Origin of the sequence: Enterobacter cloacae complex sp. XAL002, assembly GCF_049236805.1 — a bacterium.
In the GTDB taxonomy this organism is placed as follows: domain Bacteria; phylum Pseudomonadota; class Gammaproteobacteria; order Enterobacterales; family Enterobacteriaceae; genus Enterobacter; species Enterobacter intestinihominis.
In genome coordinates this window covers 37,667-59,905 of sequence record NZ_JBMKJN010000027.1, presented here as the reverse complement: position 1 = coordinate 59,905, position 22,239 = coordinate 37,667, and the positions used below count along the sequence as shown (strand labels likewise).

18 protein-coding genes and 1 pseudogene are annotated in these 22,239 nt (G+C 59.8%); 7 read left to right on the top strand and 12 right to left on the bottom strand.

Annotated elements, in window-relative coordinates:
* Window positions 1–170: 170 nt before the first annotated feature.
* A complete protein-coding gene (locus ACOT0L_RS20340) occupies window positions 171–650 on the bottom strand; it encodes a carboxymuconolactone decarboxylase family protein (RefSeq protein ID WP_022646934.1) in 480 nt (159 codons plus the stop codon).
* Window positions 651–751: 101 nt separating this feature from the next.
* On the opposite strand from ACOT0L_RS20340, the gene ACOT0L_RS20335 reads away from it, so the two are divergent.
* Complete coding sequence (locus ACOT0L_RS20335; RefSeq protein ID WP_126503149.1) at window positions 752–2,140, top strand: PLP-dependent aminotransferase family protein; 1,389 nt, start codon at window positions 752–754, stop codon at window positions 2,138–2,140.
* A gap of 85 nt (window positions 2,141–2,225) precedes the next feature.
* Here the strand turns inward: ACOT0L_RS20335 and ACOT0L_RS20330 are convergent, their stop codons facing one another.
* Window positions 2,226–2,387 (bottom strand): DUF1127 domain-containing protein, encoded by a 162-nt coding sequence (locus tag ACOT0L_RS20330; protein WP_003863073.1) that lies wholly within the window; start codon window positions 2,385–2,387, stop codon window positions 2,226–2,228.
* 176 nt (window positions 2,388–2,563) lie between these two features.
* Between ACOT0L_RS20330 and ACOT0L_RS20325 the strand changes: the two genes are divergently transcribed.
* Window positions 2,564–3,979, top strand: coding sequence for a PLP-dependent aminotransferase family protein (locus ACOT0L_RS20325; protein ID WP_022646932.1), 1,416 nt, complete (start codon window positions 2,564–2,566; stop codon window positions 3,977–3,979).
* 102 nt (window positions 3,980–4,081) lie between these two features.
* On the opposite strand, the gene foxA is transcribed toward ACOT0L_RS20325, so the two are convergent.
* The 3 genes from foxA to ACOT0L_RS20310 form a co-directional block, all read right to left on the bottom strand.
* On the bottom strand, window positions 4,082–6,190 hold the full coding sequence (gene foxA, locus ACOT0L_RS20320) for a ferrioxamine B receptor FoxA (RefSeq protein ID WP_103891573.1): 2,109 nt from the start codon (window positions 6,188–6,190) through the stop codon (window positions 4,082–4,084).
* A gap of 121 nt (window positions 6,191–6,311) precedes the next feature.
* Window positions 6,312–7,265: a helix-turn-helix domain-containing protein gene (locus tag ACOT0L_RS20315; protein WP_063148089.1), complete on the bottom strand. Its 954-nt coding sequence runs from the start codon at window positions 7,263–7,265 to the stop codon at window positions 6,312–6,314.
* 138 nt (window positions 7,266–7,403) lie between these two features.
* A complete protein-coding gene (locus ACOT0L_RS20310) occupies window positions 7,404–7,637 on the bottom strand; it encodes a DUF2171 domain-containing protein (protein WP_003863067.1) in 234 nt (77 codons plus the stop codon).
* Window positions 7,638–7,857: 220 nt separating this feature from the next.
* Here ACOT0L_RS20310 and ACOT0L_RS20305 point away from each other — a divergent pair, with 220 nt between their 5' ends.
* Window positions 7,858–8,043 carry a hypothetical protein gene (locus tag ACOT0L_RS20305; RefSeq protein WP_010427252.1) on the top strand — a complete coding sequence of 62 codons (186 nt, stop codon included), beginning with the start codon at window positions 7,858–7,860 and terminating at the stop codon, window positions 8,041–8,043.
* Between the two features lie 38 nt (window positions 8,044–8,081).
* On the opposite strand, the gene ACOT0L_RS20300 is transcribed toward ACOT0L_RS20305, so the two are convergent.
* Together ACOT0L_RS20300 and ACOT0L_RS20295 are read right to left on the bottom strand one after the other, a co-directional pair.
* Window positions 8,082–9,203, bottom strand: a complete 1,122-nt coding sequence (locus ACOT0L_RS20300) for a cupin domain-containing protein (RefSeq protein WP_126490737.1) — start codon at window positions 9,201–9,203, stop codon at window positions 8,082–8,084.
* Between the two features lie 134 nt (window positions 9,204–9,337).
* Window positions 9,338–9,943, bottom strand: a complete 606-nt coding sequence (locus ACOT0L_RS20295; RefSeq protein ID WP_022646928.1) for an ATP-dependent Clp protease proteolytic subunit — start codon at window positions 9,941–9,943, stop codon at window positions 9,338–9,340.
* A gap of 318 nt (window positions 9,944–10,261) precedes the next feature.
* On the opposite strand from ACOT0L_RS20295, the gene ACOT0L_RS20290 reads away from it, so the two are divergent.
* A complete protein-coding gene (locus ACOT0L_RS20290) occupies window positions 10,262–10,879 on the top strand; it encodes a response regulator transcription factor (RefSeq protein ID WP_022646926.1) in 618 nt (205 codons plus the stop codon).
* A 3-nt stretch (window positions 10,880–10,882) separates the two neighbouring features.
* Here the strand turns inward: ACOT0L_RS20290 and ACOT0L_RS20285 are convergent, their stop codons facing one another.
* The 5 genes from ACOT0L_RS20285 to ACOT0L_RS20265 all read right to left on the bottom strand — a co-directional run bounded on the left by ACOT0L_RS20285 (window position 10,883) and on the right by ACOT0L_RS20265 (window position 18,108).
* A complete protein-coding gene (locus tag ACOT0L_RS20285; protein WP_421637271.1) occupies window positions 10,883–16,468 on the bottom strand; it encodes a trifunctional serine/threonine-protein kinase/ATP-binding protein/sensor histidine kinase in 5,586 nt (1,861 codons plus the stop codon).
* 9 nt (window positions 16,469–16,477) lie between these two features.
* Window positions 16,478–16,858, bottom strand: a complete 381-nt coding sequence (locus ACOT0L_RS20280) for a response regulator transcription factor (RefSeq protein ID WP_006810275.1) — start codon at window positions 16,856–16,858, stop codon at window positions 16,478–16,480.
* Between the two features lie 23 nt (window positions 16,859–16,881).
* On the bottom strand, window positions 16,882–17,142 hold the full coding sequence (locus ACOT0L_RS20275; RefSeq protein ID WP_006810276.1) for a XapX domain-containing protein: 261 nt from the start codon (window positions 17,140–17,142) through the stop codon (window positions 16,882–16,884).
* Window positions 17,139–17,360, bottom strand: a complete 222-nt coding sequence (locus tag ACOT0L_RS20270; protein WP_022646923.1) for a DUF1427 family protein — start codon at window positions 17,358–17,360, stop codon at window positions 17,139–17,141. Before ACOT0L_RS20270 ends, ACOT0L_RS20275 begins: the two co-directional genes overlap by 4 nt.
* A 61-nt stretch (window positions 17,361–17,421) precedes the next feature.
* The gene (locus ACOT0L_RS20265) at window positions 17,422–18,108 is read right to left on the bottom strand and encodes a hydrolase (RefSeq protein ID WP_022646922.1); all 687 of its coding nucleotides are present in this window, start codon (window positions 18,106–18,108) and stop codon (window positions 17,422–17,424) included.
* 220 nt (window positions 18,109–18,328) lie between these two features.
* On the opposite strand from ACOT0L_RS20265, the gene ACOT0L_RS20260 reads away from it, so the two are divergent.
* The 3 genes and pseudogenes from ACOT0L_RS20260 (at window position 18,329) to ACOT0L_RS20250 (ending at window position 22,223) form a co-directional block, all read left to right on the top strand.
* On the top strand, window positions 18,329–20,200 hold the full coding sequence (locus ACOT0L_RS20260) for an amidohydrolase (RefSeq protein WP_126503153.1): 1,872 nt from the start codon (window positions 18,329–18,331) through the stop codon (window positions 20,198–20,200).
* Entirely contained in the window at window positions 20,200–20,607 is a 408-nt protein-coding gene (locus ACOT0L_RS20255) for a DoxX family protein (protein ID WP_032625334.1), read from the top strand. Before ACOT0L_RS20260 ends, ACOT0L_RS20255 begins: the two co-directional genes overlap by 1 nt.
* Window positions 20,604–22,223 (top strand): annotated as a pseudogene (locus tag ACOT0L_RS20250) (MFS transporter). The gene ACOT0L_RS20255 and the pseudogene ACOT0L_RS20250 overlap by 4 nt, the downstream one beginning before the upstream one ends.
* Window positions 22,224–22,239: the final 16 nt, after the last annotated feature.

Below are 22,239 nucleotides of genomic sequence, written 5' to 3'. Positions count from 1 at the left end.
CTGAAAAGTGTTACCTATGTTCCCGGTCTGATCTGTTACCTATGTATCCGGTCATACAGTAGCGCCACCGGGCAGGGTTTAACCCACCATCGACTTCGACTCCATAAACGCCCCAATCCCCCACTCGCCTGGATTACGGGCGCTGGTGGCGATGATCCGCGAGCGCAGAATTATTCCAGGTTAGCTTTGTTCAGACCGTAAGCCGCATCCAGCGCGCCCGGCTCCATGCGGGAGGTAATGCCCAGGCGGTTCCAGGCGTTGATCGCTACGATGGCGAAGTTCAGCTCTGAAATCTCGACATCCGAGAAGTGCTCCGCCACGCTGCGGTACAGCGCATCGCTCACGCCATGTACGCCAATCTGGGTCAGCGCTTCGGTGAAGGCCAGCGCCGCTTTTTCACGGGCGCTAAACAGCGGGGACTCGCGCCAGGCCGCCAGATGGTACAGGCGCAGCTCGCGCTCACCGGCGATTTTAGCCTCTTTCGAGTGCATATCCAGACAGAAGGTGCAGCCGTTCAGCTGCGATACGCGAATGTCGATCAGGTGCTTCAGTGCCGGATCAATAGAGGTTTTCGCCACCTCCATGCTCAGGGCAGAAAGCGCGTTGGCAAGTGCAGGTGTGGCTTTGTGGTGGTTTACGCGGGTGCTCATTGTCTTTCCTCTTTTTGTGCCGTTTTTTTCATGCGATAAGGCAAATCTACGCCGTTAATGACATAGTAAAAAGACACAAAAAGCGTGAAATGAGGTAGGACATGAAGCCGGGCTATCATGAGATTTATTCCCGCTATCGCGACAACATCACGCGCGGCGTGCTGAAGCCGGGCGACAAGGTACCTGCCATCCGCGTGCTGGCTGAAGAGCTTAAGGTCGCGCGAAAAACCGTTGAAACAGCCTATGCCATTCTGACAGGGGAAGGGTATCTGGTAAGCCAGGGCGCGCGCGGGACGCGGGTGAACCCGGATCTTCTGCTGCCCGCGCAACACGCCCCCGCAGAACAAGCGACCGGCACGCTGCCGGCGTCGTTGATTAGCCAGCGCGAACGGGCCGGTTTTCTGCGCCCCGGCATTCCGGCGCTCGACAGCTTCCCCTATAAAAAATGGCTGCTGCTGGCGGGCCAGGCGACGCGCGCCATGCGTCAGGATGAAATGCTCAACCCGCCGGTGCTGGGCTGGTATCCGCTGCGCGAGGCGATTGCCCGCTATCTCAATATCTCGCGCGGGTTATCCTGCACCGCCGAACAGGTACTGATCACCAGCGGCTACAGCGGCAGCCTGCGCCTGATCCTCGACACGCTTGCCAGCCGCAGCGACAAGGTGGTGTTTGAGGATCCGGGCTATTTTATGGGCCAGCAGCTGCTCAAGCGGATCGTGCCCCGCCTGCACACCGTGCCGGTTGATCGCTGCGGCATCGATACGGACTACCTGCTCCGTCATCATCGCGACGCGCGTTTTGCCATCGTGACCCCGTCGCATCAAAGCCCGCTGGCGGTGACGCTCTCACTGCCGCGCAAGCAGCAGCTGCTCGACTGGGCGTCACAAAACGAGGCGTGGATTATCGAAGACGATTACGACGGGGAATTTCACTACACCCGCAAAGTGCTGCCGTCGCTGAAAAGCCTCGACCAGCATGACAGGGTGATCTTTATGGGCACCTTCAGCAAAACCATCATGCCTTCACTGCGCATGGGCTACGTGGTGATGCCCGCCAGCACCGTCGGGGCCTTTACCGACTGCGCGGACATTACCACCAGCGGCCAGCCGGTGCTGACGCAAAAAATCCTCACCGCATTTCTCAACGAAGGGCATTTTTTTCGTCATCTGAAAAAGATGCGCGCCCTGTATCAGATCCGCCGCGACTGGATGATTGCCGCCCTGCGTGAGGTCTATGGTGACCTGTTCTTCACCGAGCAAAACGACGGTGGAATGCATATTGTCGCGTTCCTCGCAAAGGGAAGCGCTGACCGGGAGATTGCCCGCTGCTGGCAGGAACAGCAACTACAGGTTAATGCGCTGTCGGAGTGGTATCGCGGGTCGGGCAAACGCTACGGGCTGGTGATGGGCTATAACAACGTGCGGTCATATCAGGAGGCGGTTGAGCTGCTGGAAAGGCCGAAACGGCAGACGCTTGCGCTGTTGAGTTGAAAACCGCCGGGTGGCGGCTGCGCCTTACCCGGCCTACGGTCTCCTGTAGGCCCGGTAAGCGTAGCGCCACCGGGCAACCCTATGCTTACACATCATATCGCGATAACCCAACGTCCTTGAGCTGCTCGTCGCTCATCTGGCTCAGAATGCGGCGGGTACGGTTGATGCGATACCAGTTACGCAGCGTTTTCGCTACCCAGACAAACGCGATAAACGGACGTTTTGAACGATTCTCGTAGAATTCCATGATGCTCTCCTCGCTGTGCCAGTGGGGTTATCATCATGGAAAACGGCCAATACAATACAGATTCAAAAACTGCTTTTGTTTACCATACAGATCCGCTAAAACGGTATCTGCATGGCGTTTTACCCACCAATCTGTACTGGTTTAATAATCTGTATGGTGAAAACAAAGGATACAGCATGACGCGCTATCAACATCTGGCCAACCTACTGGCGGAACGTATCGAACAAGGGCTGTATCGCAGCGGCGAACGTCTGCCGTCGGTACGCACGCTGAGCCAGGAACACGGCGTGAGTATCAGCACCATACAGCAGGCCTACCAGATCCTCGAAAATCTCCAGTTGATCACGCCCCAGCCGCGCTCCGGTTATTTTGTCTCGAAACGCAAAGCGCAGCCGCCCGTACCGGCGATGACGCGCCCGGTGCAGCGCCCCGTGGACGTCACCCAGTGGGATGAGGTGATGATGCTGCTGGACGCCCGCGCCGACAAAGAGATGATCTCCTTTGGCGGCGGCTCGCCGGACATCAACCAGCCGAGCCTGAAGCCGCTGTGGCGCGAGATGAGCCGCATTGCGCAGCATAACCCTGGCGAAATGCTGAGCTATGACGTGCTCGATGGTCGTCTGGAGCTGCGCGAGCAGATCGCCCGCCTGATGCTGGACGGCGGCTCCACCGTGGCGGCAAACGAGATTGTGATCACCAACGGCTGCCACGGCGCGCTGTCGATCGCCCTGCTCTCGGTGTGCAAGCCTGGGGACATCGTGGCGGTCGAGTCGCCGTCGTTTCACGGCACCATGCAGATGCTGCGCGGATTCGACATCAAGGCGATTGAAATACCTACCGATCCCGAGACCGGGATCAGCATCGAGGCGTTAGAGCTGGCGCTGGAGCAGTGGCCGATCAAAGCGGTGATCCTGGTCCCCAACTGCAATAACCCGCTCGGGTTTATCATGCCGGAAGCACGTAAAAAGCAGGTGCTGGCGCTCGCCCAGCGGCACGATATTGTGATTGTGGAGGATGATATCTACGGCGAGCTGGCCGCAGAGTACCCGCGCCCGCGCACCATTCACTCGATGGACATTGATGGCCGCGTGATCCTCTGCAGCTCCTTTACCAAAACCGTGGCGCCGGGGCTACGCGTCGGCTGGATTGTGCCGGGGCGCTATTACGACCGGGTGATGCACATGAAATACGCCGCGGGCGGGTTTAACGTGCCGGGCACGCAGATGGCGGTGGCGGCGTTTATTCGCGACGGTCATTACCATCGCCACGTGCGGCGCATGCGCCAGATTTATCAGCAGAATATGGAGACCTACACCTGCTGGGTGCGGCAGTATTTTCCGGCAGAAATATGCGTTACCCGCCCGCAGGGCAGCTTCCTGCTGTGGGTCGAGCTGCCGGAGACGGTCGACATGGTGTGCGTCAGCAAGCAGCTGTGCCGTCTCAAAATCCAGGCTGCGGCCGGGTCGCTGTTTTCCGCCTCCGGTAAGTACCGCAACTGTCTGCGGATCAACGTGGCGCTGCCGCCGACGGATAAACATCGCGAGGCGTTGAAAAAGATGGGTGAGGCGATTGTGATTGCGATGGAGGGGTAGTGCGGCATTTTGCCCTCACCCCGGCCCTCTCCCGCAGGGAGAGGGTGAAAACCGATCCCGTAGGCCCGGTAAGCGCAGCGCCACCGGGCATTGGCTAACGACTCAGAACGTCCACGAAACGCTGCCGACAATGCTGCGCTCTGCACCGAAGTAGCAGTAAGAGAGCGAGTTACACGCCGCAACGTAGCTTTTGTCCGTCAGGTTATTGACGTTCAACTGCGCGCTCACGCCCGTGAGCCCCACTTTCGACAGGTCATACCCCACGACCATATCCACCAGGGTGTATGACGGTAGCGTATGGGTGTTCTGACGATCGCTGGCGATCCCGTTGACATAGCGCACGCCGGAGCCGACGGTCAGGCCGTCCAGCGGGCCGCTTTTGACGTCGTAGCTCAGCCAGGCGCTGGCCATGTTACGCGGGGCATAGACGGCGCGCTTGCCCTCCTCTTCCGGGCTGCTCTTCTTGTAGCGAATATCCGTATAGGTGTAGGCCGCCTGCATGCGCAGGCTGTCGGTCAGCTGTCCAATCGCCTCCAGCTCAACGCCTTCGGATTCGATTTCACCGATGGAACGGTACGGATCGGTCGGCTCCTCTTTAGTGGCAATGTTCTTCTGGTTGATGCGGAACACCGAGGCGCTGAACTGGCTGTTCATCCCCTCCGGCTCATACTTCACGCCCGCTTCCCACTGCTTGCCCTTCATCGGATCCAGGATATTCCCCTGCTCGTCGGCAAAGCTGGTCGGCGTAAAGGCGGTGGAGTAGCTGACGTACGGCGCGACGCCGTTATCAAACAGATACAGCAGCGCCGCGCGGCTGCTGAAGTTGTTTTTATCCAGATCGCTGCGGGTATGGTTGAAGTTGTCGACGTTCGACACGCTTACCTGGTCGTAACGCCCACCCAGCGTGAGGCGCCAGCGGTCAATGGACATCTGATCCTGCAGGTAGTAGCCGGTCTGGCGCAGCTTATGCTTTTCCCTGCTGTACTGGGTGATATAGTCCGGCTTCGCGCCATAAGCAGGATGGAAAGCGTCAATCGGCGGGAAGCCGCCGTAGTAGCCGGTGACGTTGTTGGTGCGGTCCTGGTAGTCCATGCCGATCAGCACGCGGTGGTTCACCTCGCCGGTATCGAAGCTGCCGTCGACCTGGTTATCCAGGGTGATGGCGTTCATCTTCTCATCGGAGCCGGAATAGCCGCGGTTCAGCTCGGTGTCGTTCAGCCAGCCTGCGGCATACACCTGGTTCAGCTCGACTTTGGTGTGCAGGTAGCGCAGCTTCTGGCGCACGGCCCAGCCGCTGTCAAACAAGTGCTCGATGTTATAACCGACCATGTTTTCCCGACGATCGTACTTGTCGTAATCGTCTTCACCTTCAAAAAAGGTGTTGGAGATTTTCTTACCGCTGTGCGGCACGACGGTGCCCTCATACGGCAGGCCGGAGTGGCTGCCGCCTTCCGGATCGCGGTGCAGGTAGGCCATCAGATCCAGACGGGTATTATCGGTGATACGCCAGGTCAGGCTCGGCATCAGCGCGTAACGCTCTTCTTTGAGCGGATCGAACTGGGAATCGGCATAGCGGGTCATCCCGCTGAGGCGTACCGCCACGCGGTCGTTATCATCAACCGGGCCGGTGACGTCGAACATCGCCCCACGCTGGTTATTGTTACCGGCGAAGAGCTTGATCTCCCCGCCCGGATCGAACGATGGCTTACGGGAGGTGAGCGCCACGATGCCGCCCGGCGATGAGCGACCGTACAGCACGGAGGCCGGGCCGCGCACGACTTCGATACTGTCCAGGAACCACGGATCAACCACCAGCGAGCTGTGGGAATTGGTGTCGCCCATCATCTTCAGGCCGTCGAGGTAGACGTTGTCCAGGCTGCCGTCCGAGAAGCCGCGCAGCACCATGTAGTCGAAGCGGTTTGATGCCCCAATCTGGTTGCTGTAGACCCCCGGCGTGTAGCTCACGGCCTGACGCACGCTGGTTGCGCCCTGCTCTTCGAACTGCTCGCGGGTGACGATAGAGACCGATTGCGGGGTTTCAATATCCGGCGTTTCAAGCTTGGTGGCTGCAGACTGCATCTGCGAGGTCACCACCACGGTGTCAGTTTTTTGGGCATCCTGCGCCAGTAAAGGAAAAGCGACGCTACCGGTAACCCATCCCACCAGCAGTGCCAGACGCGATTTAGCAAACATAACCCTCTCCAGAGATATTTCTTATTGTTAATAAGAATTATTACCTTTTTGAGGGTGCAAACAGCTATGCGCGCCGCCAGGTTATGTATGCGCGATGCTAAACCGCACGGGATACGTTCGCGCGATGGACAAAATTACGTTAGCGGAATTTGCGCACGTCACCCGGTGAAATCCCGTAATGACGACGAAACGCGGTGGCGAAGTTGGTGGCATGCTGATACCCGCACATCCACGCCGCCTGCTGTACGCTGTGGCCTTCCAGCAGATAGCGACGCGCCAGCGCAAGGCGACAGTCGCGGAGATAATCGAAGAGTGTGCAGCCGTAGCGTTGACGGAACTTGCTGCGCAGGCTGCTTGGGCTCATGGCAGCAAGGGCTGCCAGCTGCGCGAGTGTATGGTCACGTTCAGGAGACTGTTCCAGCAGGCACCGGACGCGTTCCAGACGCGCATGCTCAGGGCGGCTCGGGCAGGGCAGCTGGCACTGGTTCAGGCCGTGGCCGAGCAGCTGGTACATGAGCCCCTCCAGCAACAGCTTACGCGAGAGCACGCTTCCCCCCTGCCGCTGTGCATGCTGAATGCCTGACATCACAAACTCGGGAACGTGCCAGACAAACGCGGGGGTATTCAGGCTTTGCCATTCCAGCAGCAGCGACTCAAGCAGGGCTTCACGTCCGGCATCGTGCGGGTACACGCCAAACGAGAGCGTTTTCAGCGTGCTGTCAGCATCGTGACGCGCGCTCATCACCTGATCTTCACTCAGACGCGAGCTGAACGCCATGCCCGGGCGGACGGGATAATCGATACCATTGAGCGTGAGCGTCACGCACCCTTCCAGCACCACCAGCATATAAAGCGGGCTGCTGTGGCGAGAGGTGGTTTCATAGGGCTGTAATACACGTACGTCGGAATGGGTCAGTGAAATGCCGGACGAGAGCGTCATCTCTTCAACATTCCCCTGCAACACGGGGCTGCCGCTGACCTGCTCATCTTTTAGCTGCGGGAAACGGTAGTCGATGCCGTAGCGCTCGCCGAATATTTGAAAATCCTCAACAAAAAATATGCGCTTCGCTGATGTATTTTCACTCTGGAGCATAATTCGGAACCTGCATCGGGGAAAGGACAGGCAAAACAGTACCATTCATTTGCCATGGCAGCAATCACCGGGCGCAGACACTATTACGCTCCGGACAAAGCCGGAGCGAAGGCGTATATTTCTTTACGAGAAATATATTTATGCTTCCTGCCACTCAGCAAAAACCTCTTTATGGTTTTTGGTCAGGACAACTTTATTATCTTCGACCTTATCGACCCAGCCGAGAGGAATAAAGTGGTGCTTGCCGCCTGATTCCGGGTCGCTCTTTGCAAGCTTGATACGCTCACCATCAAGATGGTCCACAACCCCGACATGCGTTCCGCAGCTGGCGACAACCTGAGTGTGATCCTTAATTGCGCTTTTATCTACCATATTAATTCTCCTGTTTCGGTTATTTGCCTGTTGCACGAAATTAACTGTAGCGCATAAATTCGGACCTGAAATGCGTATTAGCATTTTGAAACATCATTGACAGAACCGAATATTATGTCTATTTAGCGCCGAATTGAAAAAAATAAGAATGAGATGAATTATTAGCGACTGATTATTTTCCGTTCATAATTAAAGTATCGCAACCAACGAGGAGGTATTTATGACGATTCGCAACAATCGGACAGAAATTTCGCTGGCTCTTGGTGAAGCGGTCTTAGACATCGTGCAAAAAGGCCATGAGGTATCGCGAGAAAATCTCGCCCAGGCGATGAAAATCAAAGCGGAAAAAGAGCGCGACGATGAGCGGCTTCTGAACTACTGGAAGGCCTGTAATATGCTGGTTTGAACGTAGCGGCGTTTAGTCTGACTAAACGCCGCTGTCTGTTACTCGTCGAAGTACCAGTATCCCTGGTTAATCAATCCGGTCAACTCTTCCACAAACGCCGGATTATTCAGCGCATTGCCCAGCTCGGCCTGGCCGAGCTGGGTGTAGCGGGACAGCGCGTCCGCCCCGTTCACATCCGCCGTCTCCAGCTGTTCGCTGTTAATAAAGAAGCTGCCGTTGACGTTCAGCACGCGCAGCCCGCTCAGGCGTGAAAGCGTTTCGCCCCCTTGCAGCGCGTCGAGCACCTCGTCTGCGGAATACGGCGGCTCGGCGGCGGCAATATCCAGCTCGTGACGCGGCGTGGAGACGAAGCTGCCGAACCATTTTATAAAATCATCCGGCTTGCTAATCATGTCGATCATCATCTGGCGAATGCGATCGAGCTCGTACTGCTCCACGCGGCCCGGGTGTTCGCGGCAGGTCAGATCCGGATCGCTGTAGTGCTCGCCACCCAGATCGTTTTCCAGCGCGTAATCGGCAAAGCTGCTGATCAGATCGCGACCGTTCGGCCCGCGGAAACCGACAGAGTAGTTGAGCGCGGTTTCATGGGTGAAGCCGTCATGCGGGAATCCAGGCGGAATATAGAGGATATCGCCCGGGGCCAGATCTTCGTCAATGATTGGCTCAAACGGATCGACGTGCAGCAGGGCCGGATGCGGACAGAACTGACGCATCGGCAGCTTGTCACCCACGCGCCAGCGACGGCTACCCATCCCCTGAATAATAAACACATCGTACTGATCGATATGCGGCCCAACGCCGCCGCCCGGGACGGAGAAGGAGATCATCAGGTCATCGAGACGCCAGTCCGGCAGGACGCGGAACGGACGCACCAGCTCTGCGGCGGGCATATGCCAGTGGTTCACCGCCTGCGCCAGCAGAGACCAGCCGGTTTCACCGAGGTTATCGAAATGCTCAAACGGGCCATTGCTCGCCTGCCACTTGCCGTTAGCATGGCTTACCAGGCGGCTATCGACTTCCGGCTCCATCGCCAGACCCGCCAGTTCATCAGGGGTAATGGGGTCGACAAAATTCGGGAAGGCATTTTTCAGCACAACGGGTTGTTTTTGCCAGTATTTCTCAAGAAATTCCGGCCAGTCGAGGTTCAGTTGATACGCCATGGTTAGCACCAGTGAGAGGGGAGACAGGCGCGATTATAGAAGAGACAGCCAGGGGGGAACTTGTCATGGGTCAATCGAGCGCGCGTAGGTCGGGTAAGGCGAAGCCGTCACCCGACGCACGCGCGGGCTAAAACTTAATCCAGGTTCAGCTCGTCATAATGGGTGATCAGTTTGCCCACGATGCCGTAGTCCAGCGCTTCCGCCGGTGACATCCAGAAGTTACGGTCGGTGTCCTTCTTCACTTTCTCCAGCGGCTGGCCGGTGGCGTCAGCAATCAGTTTGTTTACGCGTTCCAGCATACGGATAATCTCGCGCGCTTCGATTTCGATATCCGTTGCCTGACCGCGCACGCCGCCCAGCGGCTGGTGGATCATAAAGCGGGTATTCGGCAGCGAGTAGCGGTGCTCTTTTTTCGCCGCCAGGAAGATGGTGATCCCGGCGCTTGCCACCCAGCCGGTGCCAATGACGTGCACTTCCGGTCGGATAAACTTAATGAAGTCGTGGATGGTGTCGCCCGCTTCCACGTGGCCGCCCTGGCTGTTGATGTACAGCTTGATCGGATCGTTGCTGACGCTTTGCAGCAGGATCATCTGAGTGATGACTTTCTGGGCCAGCTCCTGGTTGATCTCACCGGAGATGACAATCGAACGGGATTCCAGCAGTTTTTGCTGTAGAGCGCCCGCGCCGCTTGTTCCTTCCGCTTTTTCTTTATCGTCACTGCTTTTCAGTGTGTAGTGCATCGTTATGTCCTCAGCTTGTCGCGCTCAAAATCAGAGTGTAGCCTGTTTTACCCGTCGGCGTCCTCACACAAAACATCGTGGCTCAGGATGAATATCGCCTGTGTCACGCTCTGGCTTCGCAGCCGGAAAGGTCTCTAAAAACAGCGTTCCGATCCTAACCAATTCGCCACATTTTTATTACACTTTCATATCATCTTCATATTGCCGAATGATAATAATTATTAATGTGTTAGTATGAATGAGGATAGCAAACAGTCGCTTACGTTCAAAAAGGCGCATTTTATTCTCGATGGTTTACTGATCACACCGGGGCGGTGAATGGAACACATTGTTTATGTGGTTGATGACGATGACGCTGTCAGGCAGTCCGTTGTTGGGCTGCTGGAATCAGCGGATATACACGCCCTTGGCTTTTCCTCAGCAGAAGCCTTTCTCAGCCATCCCTTTGAGGATCTGCCCTCCTGCGTGATTCTCGATATGCAGATGCCCACGATCACCGGGTTTGATGTCGCAGATGCGCTGAAAGCCAACGGGCGAGAAATACCGATCATTTTTCTCACCGGTCACGGCACCATCCCTATGTCCGTCCGGGCGATCAAAGGCGGGGCCTACGAATTTCTCACTAAACCCGTTGAATCCAGCGCCCTCATTGGCTCTATCGAATCCGCGCTCAGGCTGGCACAGCACAACGCCGCCCGCGTCAAAGAGCACTACGCCCTGAAACAGCGCCACATGTCCCTCACGCCGCGCGAGCATGAGGTGCTTGAGCTTGCCATCAGCGGCAAGCTCAACAAGCAGATCGCCGCCGAGTTGGGCGTCAGTGAGATTACGGTGAAAGTACACCGCCGCCGGGTGATGGAGAAAATGCAGGTCCGCTCCGTGGCCGAGCTGGTCAGGGCCGTCGAGCGCCTGACCAAACATCAGCCAGCGGAATAACCGTTACGCCTCCTGTCCGGCAAGCGGCAACGCGAAGGTAAACACCGTCCCGTACGGATCTCTGCGGCGCGCGCTCAGTTTTCCCCGGTGCCGTTCAATGATGCTGGCGCTGATGGTCAGCCCCATCCCCATTCCCTGCGCTTTGGTCGAATAGAACGAGTCAAAGATCCGCTCGGTGAGCTCCGGCTCAATGCCGCTGCCGGTATCGGCGATCTCAAAGATCACCTTCCCTTCGGCGCAGTTCGCGGTGGCGATCGTGATGCTGCACGGGCGATCCGTCACTTCCGCCATCGCTTCCATCGCATTCATCACCAGGTTAAGCAGCACCTGCTGGATCTGCACGCTGTCGCCGATGATAAAGCTGTCGTCAGCGTTCAGGAGATAATCAACGCATATGTGTCGCAGCTCAAGTTCGCTGCGGGAGAGCATAATGATGTGGTGGATCAGGAAGTGCAGATCGATTCGCGTAAACGTGGGGTCCTGTTTGCGCGTCAGAGATTGAATGCTGCGGATGATCTCCCCTGCCCGCTCGCCCTCGGCGGCGATCTCCTCCAGCCCCTCGCGCACTTTGTCCAGCCGCGCCGGATCGCGGTTGAGCCAGCGCAGGCTCGCGCCGGCGTTCGAGACAATCGACATCAGCGGCTGGTTGATCTCGTGCGCGATCGAGGAGGTCAGTTGCCCGACGGTGGTGGCCCGTGAGACTCGCGCCAGATCCGCCTGCGCCACCCGCATCGCATCCTCCGCCGCCCGCTGGCTGGTGATGTCGGTAATGATGCCGTAATACTCATTCACTTCGCTGCCCACGCCCACCGGATCGCCAATCCCGAGGATGTAGCGAACGGAGCCGTCGGTGCGGATAATGCGAAACTCCGCGCGCATCGACAGTCCGTCACGCACGCTCTGATTAACGAGGTTACCGATCCGGCCATAATCATCCTCATGCACGAAGGTCAAAAACTCCGCCATTGAGATCATCTTTTGCTGCTCCGGCAGGCCAAGAATACGGGCGTACTCTTCGGACATAAACATCAGATCCTGCACCAGCTCCCAGCGCCAGCTGCCGGTATGGCTGATCTGCTCACCCAGCATCAGCGAGGTCTGGCTGGCGCGCAGCTCTTTCTCCACCCGTCGGCGGTGGATGTTTTCCGCCAGCAGCTCGGCGTAGAGCCGTGCCGTCTCCAGCGAAACAGCCGCCTGCGCGCCCAGCAGGCTGACCACGCGCGAATGTTCGGCGGTAAACACTTCCGGCATCAGGCGGTTTTCCAGATACAGCACCCCCACCAGTCGCGCCTGTTTGAACATCGGGACACACATCACGGCGGCGCCGGACGTCACCAGATAAGGATCCTGGCTGAACGGGTGAAATTCCTCCGGTTTGCCGGTGCGGATCTCCTGCCCGGTGCGGATCACCGCGGCCAGCACCGACAGCGGCATGTCCGTCGCCATCGGTGTCTCTTTCAGGATGCGAACCCGCACCCCGTCGGTGCTGGTCCAGGCGCTGGCTTCGATCTCCGGGATGTGATTATCGCTGACGCGAAGCAGCAGGCCACGCTGCGCCCCGGCCCGTTCAAGCAGCAGCGTCATCAGGTTTTCAATTAAACGCTCGAGGTTGATTTCTTCGGACAAGGCGCGTGAGGCTTTGATGACGCTCTGTAAATCGCGGATCACCTCGTTCTGGGCAAATGCCACGGTGTCGTACGCGCGGCTCTGCCCGGAGGCCAGCAGATGCGGAAAATCCTGCTCCAGCTGACGCACCTTGGCCTGCGCCCCGGCGCGGCCCCAGGCGGCAATCGAACCGCGGAAATGGGCGTCGGAGGCGGTCGGGTAGCCGCAGGCCAGCGAGAAACGCCCTGCCAGCTCGTGGGCCAGGGCATTGATCGGGTTAAACCCGCCCTCCCGCGAGAGCCGCACCGCCTTTTCATACTGCTCCAGCGCGATGCTGTTCATGCCGTCCAGACGGACGATTTCGGCATAAATCAGCGCCTCTTTATCGGCAAACGTGCCCGGATTGATCCGCGCCCAGAGGGCAATTTTGTCGTAATGGTGATGAATACTGCGGCGATAATCCGCCGAGAAGGTCTCCGGCGAAAGCTGGCGGGAGAGCGCCAGCGCGCTGTAAAAATGGTAATCCAGCAGATGGATATGGCCCGGCGCGGACCACGCATACCAGCCCGCCCTCTCTAAATCCGCCTGCGCGTCGGCGTATTCGCCGCAGGTAAAGTGCGCCATCCCGCGATAGAGCCAGTACCAGAACAGCATGGTCGAGGTCTGCTCGGGCGCCTGCTCCGGCGGTGCGGGCAGCAGATCGTCAGGCAGCGCCTGGGCGGCGCTCCATGTGCCCGTCACCGGCGTGCGTAAAAACTCCACGTAGCGGCGCTGAATGTGCAGAACGGTTTCAATGTCCTGATAATCCGTTTTACGCACAAAAGCCAGACCGCGATCGATGCTGGTCAACACGCCGTCCAGATGATCGCCCCGGGAGAGGAAGTTAATGATCTGGTGACAGGCCGCGAAGCAGGCCATCGTCATGTCGCCGTGGGTCACCGCCGAGGTAAAGCAGGCCTTGGCGCACTCGATAGTGTACGACAGCGGCTGGGTCCAGACGCTGAGCTGGTCGAGCGGCAGCAGAGTTTTAGCTTCATAGGCATCATAGCCGTGGCGGTTCACCAGCTCGCGAGCCAGCGTGCCGTACTCAAACCCGAGACGGTATTCGGCATAGCGGTGGCCAATCAGCACGCCAAACCAGGCCATCGCCGTGGTAGATGTGCCGGTTATGCCGCGATCGAGCGTGAGGTGCATCATCCGGCACAGGAGTAAAAAGTGCAGGCGCGGGCAGGTAAAGCTGGCGAAAATACTGGCGCTGTAAAGCAGGTTCATTACCGCTTCGGTCTCCGCGCTCTCCATCAGCTTAAGCTGAGTAAACGGGTTCTGCGGCGCGTCGGCGGTGCGTTGACAGAACTGCTGCCAGGCCTCGTCACATTCGGCATTTTCCGGGTAGCGGCTGATCTGGATCCCGAACACGCCCAGCCAGCATAACGACGCCTCCAGCGCCAGGCGGATCTCCGACTGGCGCATATAGACTTCCGCCAGCAGGTTAGCGGCCAGCGCTTTCTCCGTCAGCCCGCCCGGTGAGCCGAGGATCGTATCGCACAGCGCGCGCGTGCGCTCCAGGTGCCCGAGCGCGAACTCACAGCCCGCCTCTTCGATATCCAGCATAAAGTCCGAGACCGGACCCGCGTTCCCCAGCGCACTGGCGGTCTGGATGTAACTTAACGCGGAAAGGTAATCGCCGGTACGCTTCGCACGCCGCGCGGCCTGGAGGCTCAGCTCACGGAATCTCTGGCGCTGCGGCGCAGGCTGGATGCAGTCCAGCGCGGCGCTGACGTGGTGAACCGCGCGGAACAGCAGTTCGTTACCCGCCGTCTGCCGCGCGGCATCCGCCAGCAGGCTGGCGGTGGTCAGGTGCAGATGGCTTTTCTCGCCCTCATCCAGCAGGGCAAAGGCGGCTTCCTGCACCCGATCGTGGGTAAAAGCGTACGCTTTCTCCGTCAGCACAATCAGCTGAGCGGTAACCGCCGGATGAAGGGCGTAGCGGATTTCCGCCGCCGACTGCCCCACCACGCGGCACAGCATCTCCAGCTCGCCCGTGCAGCCGAGGCAGGCGATGCTGCCCAGCAGGCGGCGCGTCTCGTCGGGCATCTCCTTGAGCTGTTCAAGCACCAGCGTCACCACGTTCTCGGTGTAATGCCGGGCGCGGATGGCCTGGAGATCGTAATGCCATTTCCCCTGATATTTGTTGTGCACCACCAGTCCGTCATCGACGATGCGGCGGAAAAATTCCTGAACGAACAGCGGGTTGCCGCCGGTTTTTTCATGGATCAGCGTGGCAAGATCGGAGGTGCCGGTACTGCGGGCATGAAAAATCCCCCCGAGCCAGCGTGCCACGGCCTTCACCGACAGCGGCTGCGGCACGATCGTCATGGCATGCTGCGCCGCCTCCGGCAGGCTCGCCAGCGCGGTTTGCAAGCTGGGATCAGAAAGCGAACTGAGATCGCGGTGCGCCACCACCACCAGCAGCGGGATGGCGCCGCAGGCGCGCAGCAGGTGATCGAGCGTTTGCAGGCTGGCGGCGTCGATCCACTGCACATCATCCAGCAGCAGCACCAGCGGCGCGCCCTGGGTGGCGAAGGTTTTCACCAGCGCCAGCACCATATGGCTGAAGCGCGCCCGCGCGTCGATGGAAAATGTATCCGCAGAGAAACGCGGTTTATTCTCAAGAAATAAATTCAGCTCCGGCACCAGGCTGACAGCCAGCTCCTCGAAGCCTTCCAGCGCGCGCGACAGGCGGGTTTTCCACGTCGCCACCTCCCCGGCTGGCAGCCCGAGCAGGTGCAGCGTGAGCGTCCGAAACGCCGAACTCAGCACGCCGTAGGGCAGCGTGGGAGAGTATTGATCGACCTTGCCCACCGCCAGCAGCACCTTGCGCTGTTGCAGCGATTTCAGCGTGGTGGCGATCACGGAAGATTTGCCGATCCCCGACGGACCGCCAATCGTCACCAGTTCCGGCGCACCGCTCTGGCGGACCAGCTCAAACGCGGCGATGACGTCGCTGGCCTGCGGATGCGCAGAGAAAAGCGAATCGGCAAGATGGATCGCCGGAGAGCGATCCTGCTGGCCGGGAATAAAGTCGACGATCTCACCTTCGGCGGTCAGCGTCGCCTGGCAGCGCCTGAGGTCGGCAATCAGCCCGTCGACGGTCTGATAGCGATTCTCCGGATTCTTCTCCAGCAACTTAAGGATAATGGTCGACAGCATGCCGGGTACGTCCGGACGCACCCGGCCCGGCGCAAGCGGCTCGGAGGCAATGTGGTAATGCGCCCAGTTAGTCTGGTCATCAGCGCTCAGTTCAAACGGCAATCGCCCGGTCAGAAGTTCATAAAGCACGATACCCAGACTGTAGAGATCGCTCCGGCTGTCGACGGCGCGCCGGGTACGCGTGGTGTGTTCCGGTGACATGTAGGCGGGCGTGCCGCCAGACGCGGCAAGCCGGGACTGGGAGAATGCGTCGGAAGTGGCGCAGGAAAGACCAAAGCTGCACAGACGGCTGGTGGCGTCGTGATGAACGAAGATCGACCCGGGTTTGATATCGCCGTGGATCAGGTTGTGCAGATGCATCTGGCGCAGGGGACCGCAGATGCGGATCGCCATCTCGATAAAGCGGGCGATCCCGGAAATCGCCTTACCTGCCCGGCACGCCAGCAGTTCAAAGCAGAACGGCGCGTAGACCAGCGCAAAACGTCCGCGATACTGGGTTGAAGCGACGGGCCGGATAGCCCAGCCGTCATGAAGTCGATCGCGCAGGGCAAACTCGTTTTTAAGCAGCCGCGTTGCCCGCTCCTCTTCTTCATCGCTGACCGCGGTGGCAATAATAAACGAACCGCCTGACTGGGGATGCCGCCCGTTCATCCAGGAGATGCCGCCCTCCTGCGCCAGCACGGTAAAAATAACATCCTCTTTCAGAACAAAAGCCCGCCCTTCATGGAGACTTCCCTGGGCGGGCCAAAATGCAGGCGACGTTTGTTCGTTCATCCGCGATCCTTATTGTCGGCGGGTCAGCTCCCGCTGAATATGATCCAGCAGAATATCGATGTTAATCGGCTTACGCAAAAATGCAGCGGCGCCCAGGCTGAGTGCATACCGCTGCATATTTTCATCCGCATGGCCGGAGATAAACAGTATTGGCGGCGGCGGCGTGGCCAGCAACCGCAGCTTCTCAAACAGCTCGATCCCGTTCATGCCGCGCAGCTTGATGTCGGTGATCACCAGCGACGCGCCGGACAGGGCGAGAGGGTGGCTCAAAAACACCTCTGCCGAATCGAAGGTATCGGTAGCATACCCTTCCGATTGCAGCAGGTTACTGAGCCCGCTGCGAACAGAGCGTTCGTCATCAATGATGGCAATGCGCCACGGCAGCGTCATGCTGTCTTTCCTCAAACAATTCGTTACGCGTCGCGGCTTTCCTTCGCGGGCGCTGGGGGCGCGGTACCGCTGATTTTCGGTACGCATTCATGACGAAACCAGGCCAGGGTCAGCGGTTCGCGGCTCACCAGACGCCGTCCGATGGGGATCAGTTGTTCACCCACCAGCATGCCGAACAGGCCAAGCAGCGCGACGACCGGCGGCGCCGGGGAATGCACGTCGAGCAGGGCGTAAATTACCCCAGCCGCGACCCCGCACACCAGCGAAATAATCCAGGCCTTCATGATGACGCTCCGGTCAGGTGCTGAACGTGGGGAACCGTCACCTGCACGCCAGCGGGATTATCGCGGGATAAAAGATGACGCATCGCCTGTTCCCCTGCCAGCATGCCCAGCAGGCCAATCAGCGCCAGCGCGGGCGGCGCGGGGGAACGCACCTTCAGCACGGCATACATCAGGCCAATCAGCACGCCTGCCGCGAGGGATATCAACCCTGTACTCATTGTGAACTCCAGAGAAAAAGGCAGTGACGAGCCGGATGAGGGACCAGCCCGCCGCCGGGATTTAGCGTGCCGGAACCGGCGCTAAGGTACGGTGCTCGCTCTTCTGGCGAGACGGCGCTTTGTGCACCATGGTGTAGGCATAATCCACGCCCATGCCGTACGCACCGGAGTGCTCGCGCACGATATCCATCACCGCGGTGTAGGTCTCTTTATGCGCCCAGTCACGCTGCCACTCCAGCATCACCTGCTGCCAGGTCACCGGGATCACGCCCGCCTGGATCATGCGCTGCATCGCGAAGTCGTGGGCTTCTTTGGAGGTGCCGCCGGACGCGTCCGCCACCATATAAATTTCGTAGTCGCCTTCCAGCATCGCGCACAGGGCAAAGCTGTTGTTGCACACTTCGGTCCACAGGCCCGCGACAACCACCTTCTTCTTGCCGTTAGCCTTCAGCGCGTCACGCACCTTCTGGTCGTCCCAGGAGTTCATGGAGGTACGCTCCAGAATGTCCTGACCCGGGAACACGTCCAGCAGCTCCGGATAGGTGTTACCGGAGAAGCTTTCGGTTTCAACGGTGGTGATGATGGTCGGGATGTTGAACACTTTTGCCGCTTTCGCCAGCGCCACGGTGTTGTTTTTCAGCACCTGGCGGTCAATAGACTGCACGCCAAACGCCATCTGCGGCTGGTGGTCGATGAAAATGATCTGACAGTTGGCTGGGGTTAAGACTTCGAGCTTTGTAGTGGTCATAAGATTATCCAGTGAGGTTAAAGGTTAAAATCGCCGCGAACAGCACGTCGATAAAATCGCATTCATCCTATGACCCACGCCGCTGGCGCGTAATTATCTCTTCGTATAGTTAACCTAAGGTATAGTTATACTTTGGTATACCTATCCTATTGTATAACTGGATCTTTCCCGAAACCGGTTCCCATAATCCTGACCATTCCCCTCTCAGTCTGGAGCAGTTATGGTTACCCTCGGTAAAGCCGATCTCATTCTGGTTAACGGCCAGTTTCACACCGTCGATCGCGAGAACCCTCTCGCGGAAGCCGTTGCCGTGCGCGACGGGAAATTCCTGGAAGTGGGCACCGTCGCCGAGGTGATGCAACACCACTGCGACGGCACTAAGATGGTCGACTTAAAAGGCCACACCGCCATCCCCGGCCTGAACGATTCGCACCTGCACCTGATCCGCGGCGGGCTGAACTACAACCTCGAGCTGCGCTGGGAAGGCGTACCGTCCCTGGCAGATGCCCTGCGCATGCTGAAAGAGCAGGCCCTGCGCACGCCGTCGCCCCAGTGGGTGCGCGTGGTGGGGGGCTGGAGCGAGTTCCAGTTTGCCGAGCGCCGTATGCCGACGCTGGATGAAATTAACGACGCCGCGCCGGATACGCCGGTGTTTATCCTTCACCTGTACGACCGCGCCCTGCTCAACCGCGCCGCGCTGAAGGTGGTCGGCTACACCAGGGACACGCCGAACCCGCCGGGCGGCGAGATCCAGCGCGACGCCAACGGCAACCCGACCGGGATGCTGATCGCCCGTCCTAACGCCATGATCCTGTACTCAACCCTCGCCAAAGGGCCGAAGCTGCCGCTGGAGCAGCAGGTCAACTCCACGCGCCAGTTCATGCGCGAGCTGAACCGCCTGGGGCTGACCAGCGCCATCGACGCAGGCGGCGGCTTCCAGAACTACCCGGAAGATTACGAGGTAATTGCCGAGCTGCACGAGAAAAAGCAGATGACCATCCGCATCGCCTACAACCTGTTTACCCAGCGTCCGGGCCACGAGCTGGAAGACTTTGAAAAATGGACCGACATGCTCACGCCGGGCCAGGGCAGCGACTTCTTCCGCCACAACGGCGCGGGCGAGATGCTGGTCTTCTCCGCCGCCGATTTTGAAGACTTCCTCGAGCCGCGCCCGGATCTCGCGCCGGGCATGGAGGACGAGCTGGAGCGCGTGGTGCGCCATCTGGTCGAACACCGCTGGCCGTTCCGCCTGCACGCCACCTATAACGAATCCATCAGCCGCATGCTGGATGTGTTCGAGAAGGTGAACCGCGACATTCCGTTCAACGGGCTGCACTGGTTCTTCGACCACGCCGAAACCGTGTCACAGGCCAACATCGACCGCATCAAAGAACTGGGCGGCGGCATTGCCGTGCAGCACCGCATGGCCTTCCAGGGGGAATACTTCGCCGAGCGTTACGGCATCGAAGCCACCCGCCACACGCCGCCGGTGGCGAAAATGCTGGAGACCGGCGTGCCGGTGGGCTTAGGCACCGACGCCACCCGCGTGGCAAGCTATAACCCGTGGACCGCGCTCTACTGGCTGGTCTCCGGCCGCACCGTTGGCGGGATGCAGATGTACGATCACAGCGCCCGTCTGGATCGCGATACCGCCCTGATGCTCTGGACCCAGGGCAGCGCGTGGTTCTCCAGCGAGCAGAACCAGAAGGGGCAGATCAAAACGGGCCAGCTCGCGGATCTGGCGGTGCTCAGCAAAGATTACTTCCGCGTGCCGGAAGAGGAGATCAAGGGCATCGAGTCCGTCCTCACCGTGGTCAACGGCGATATCGTCTACGCCGCTGGCAGCTTTGGCCCGCTCGCGCCGCCCGCCATTCCGGTCCTGCCCGAGTGGTCCCCGGTGGTGAAGGTGCCGGGCCACTACCGCAGCGCGCCGCCGCAGGCCGCACGCGTCGGCATGAGCGCCGTCCACCACTGCAGCGGCCCGTGCGGGGTTCATAGCCACCAGCATGATTTCGCCCGCACGTCAGAGATGCCGGTGTCCGACGAAAACGCTTTCTGGGGGGCGCTGGGCTGCAGCTGCTTTGCATTCTGATGAAACATAATGACGCTTCGCCCCGGATCGATCCGGGGCTGTTCTTCCTGCGCCTGACCGGCAGCCTGCTGCTGCTGTACGTGCACGGCCTGCCGAAGGTGCTCCACTTCAGCGAAGAGCTGACGCGCATCGAAGATCCGTTTGGTTTCGGACCTTACGCGAGCCTGATCCCGGCGATCGTCGCCGAGGTCATCTGCCCGCTGTTTATCATTGCAGGGGTTTACACCCGCCTGGCGTGCCTGCCGATTATCGCCGTACTGCTGGTGGCGATGCTGGCGGTGCACCCGGACTGGTCGATTGCCGAAGGGCAGTTTGGCTGGCTGCTGCTGATTATCTTCACCACCCTCGCCCTCACCGGACCGGGCCAGTGGCGGCTGCAGCGTAAGACGACGGAGAGGTTCGCATGACCCAGGTTAACGACGTTCGCGACGCACACGTCGAGACGACGCCCGCATCGGCGGCTTCGCCCTGGCAGCCGCTGAGCCAGCCGGTGTTCCGCATGCTGTGGATCGCCACGGTGGTCTCTAACGTCGGCTCATGGATGAGCGACGTCGGTATCAACTGGAGCATGCTGACGCTCAGCGCCGATCCGCTGGATATCGCGCTGGTGCAGGCGGCCAGCAGCCTGCCGATGTTCCTCTTCGCCCTGCCGTCCGGGGTGATGGCGGACATCGTTGACCGACGAAAATACCTGCTCTTCTCCCAGCTATGGGTATTCATCGCCGCTGCCGGGCTGACGCTGCTCTCTTTTACCGGACACGTCACCCCCACCGTTCTGCTGGCGGCAACGTTTCTGCTGAGCGTGGGCGCGGCCATGAGCTCGCCGCCGTTTCAGGCGATTGTGCCTGACCTGGTGAGCAAGCCCGAGCTGGGTTCCGCCGTGGCGCTAAACTCGCTCGGGGTCAACATCAGCCGGGCGATTGGCCCGGCGCTGGGCGGTTTCCTGCTGTCGCTGGCCGGGCCGTGGATGGTGTTTGCGCTTAACGCGCTATCCGTGGTCGGCGTGGCGTGGGTGCTGTGGCGCTGGCGTCCGGCGCCTTCCGTGCAGCGGCTGCCGCCGGAGCACTTCTTCTCGGCGGTGCGGTCCGGCATTCGCTACGTGCACGCCGCCCCGGTGCTGCGTAACGTGCTGGTGCGTACCGTGGCGTTCTTCGTTTTCGGCAGCGCGGGCTGGGCGTTACTGCCGCTGGTGGCGCGCCACGAGCTGGGCTTAGGCCCGGCGGGCTACGGCGTGATGTTGGCGTGTATCGGCCTGGGGGCGATTGCCGGGGCGATCCTGCTGCCGCGCCTGCGCCAGCGGCTGAATGCCGATCGGCTGATAGTGGCCGCCAGCCTGACGTTTGCCCTCACCATGCTGGCGCTGGCGTTCGTGCGCCACGTCTGGCTGCTGAACCTGTTTGAGTTCTTCACCGGCTTCGCGTGGATTGCGGTGCTCTCCACCCTCAACCTTGGCGCACAGCGCAGCGCCGCCCGCTGGGTAAAAGCCCGGGCGCTGGCTGTGTATCTGACGGTGTTCTTCGGCTCGATGACCGCAGGCAGCGCCGTCTGGGGGCAGATCGCCTCGCAGTTCGGCACCCCGACCTCGCTGGTGGTCGCCACGCTGGGGATGGTGCTGGCAAGCGCGACGGCGTTCCGCTGGAAGCTGTAGAAAGATCCGAATTTAAATCTCGACCTGAGCGGGCAGCCGCTGGACGGCGTGGAGATTGAACTCCCGAACGAGCGCGGCCCGGTGCTGGTGTCGCACGAGTACATCATCGACCCACAGAACGCGAAAGCGTTTTTGCAGGCCGTGCACGAGCTACGCCGGGTGCGCCGCCGCGCCGGAGCGATGAGCTGGGCGGTGTACGAGGATATCGAACGTCCAGGGCTGTTTATCGAGACCTTCCTGATGGGTTCCTGGATTGAGCATTTGCGCCAGCAGGAACGCCACACCATGAATGACCTCCTGTTGCAGAGCCGCGTTCTGGCTTTTCATCAGGGCACAACATCACCGGCAATTCGCTATCTGGTCGCGCCGGTATAACCATAACGATCACCTG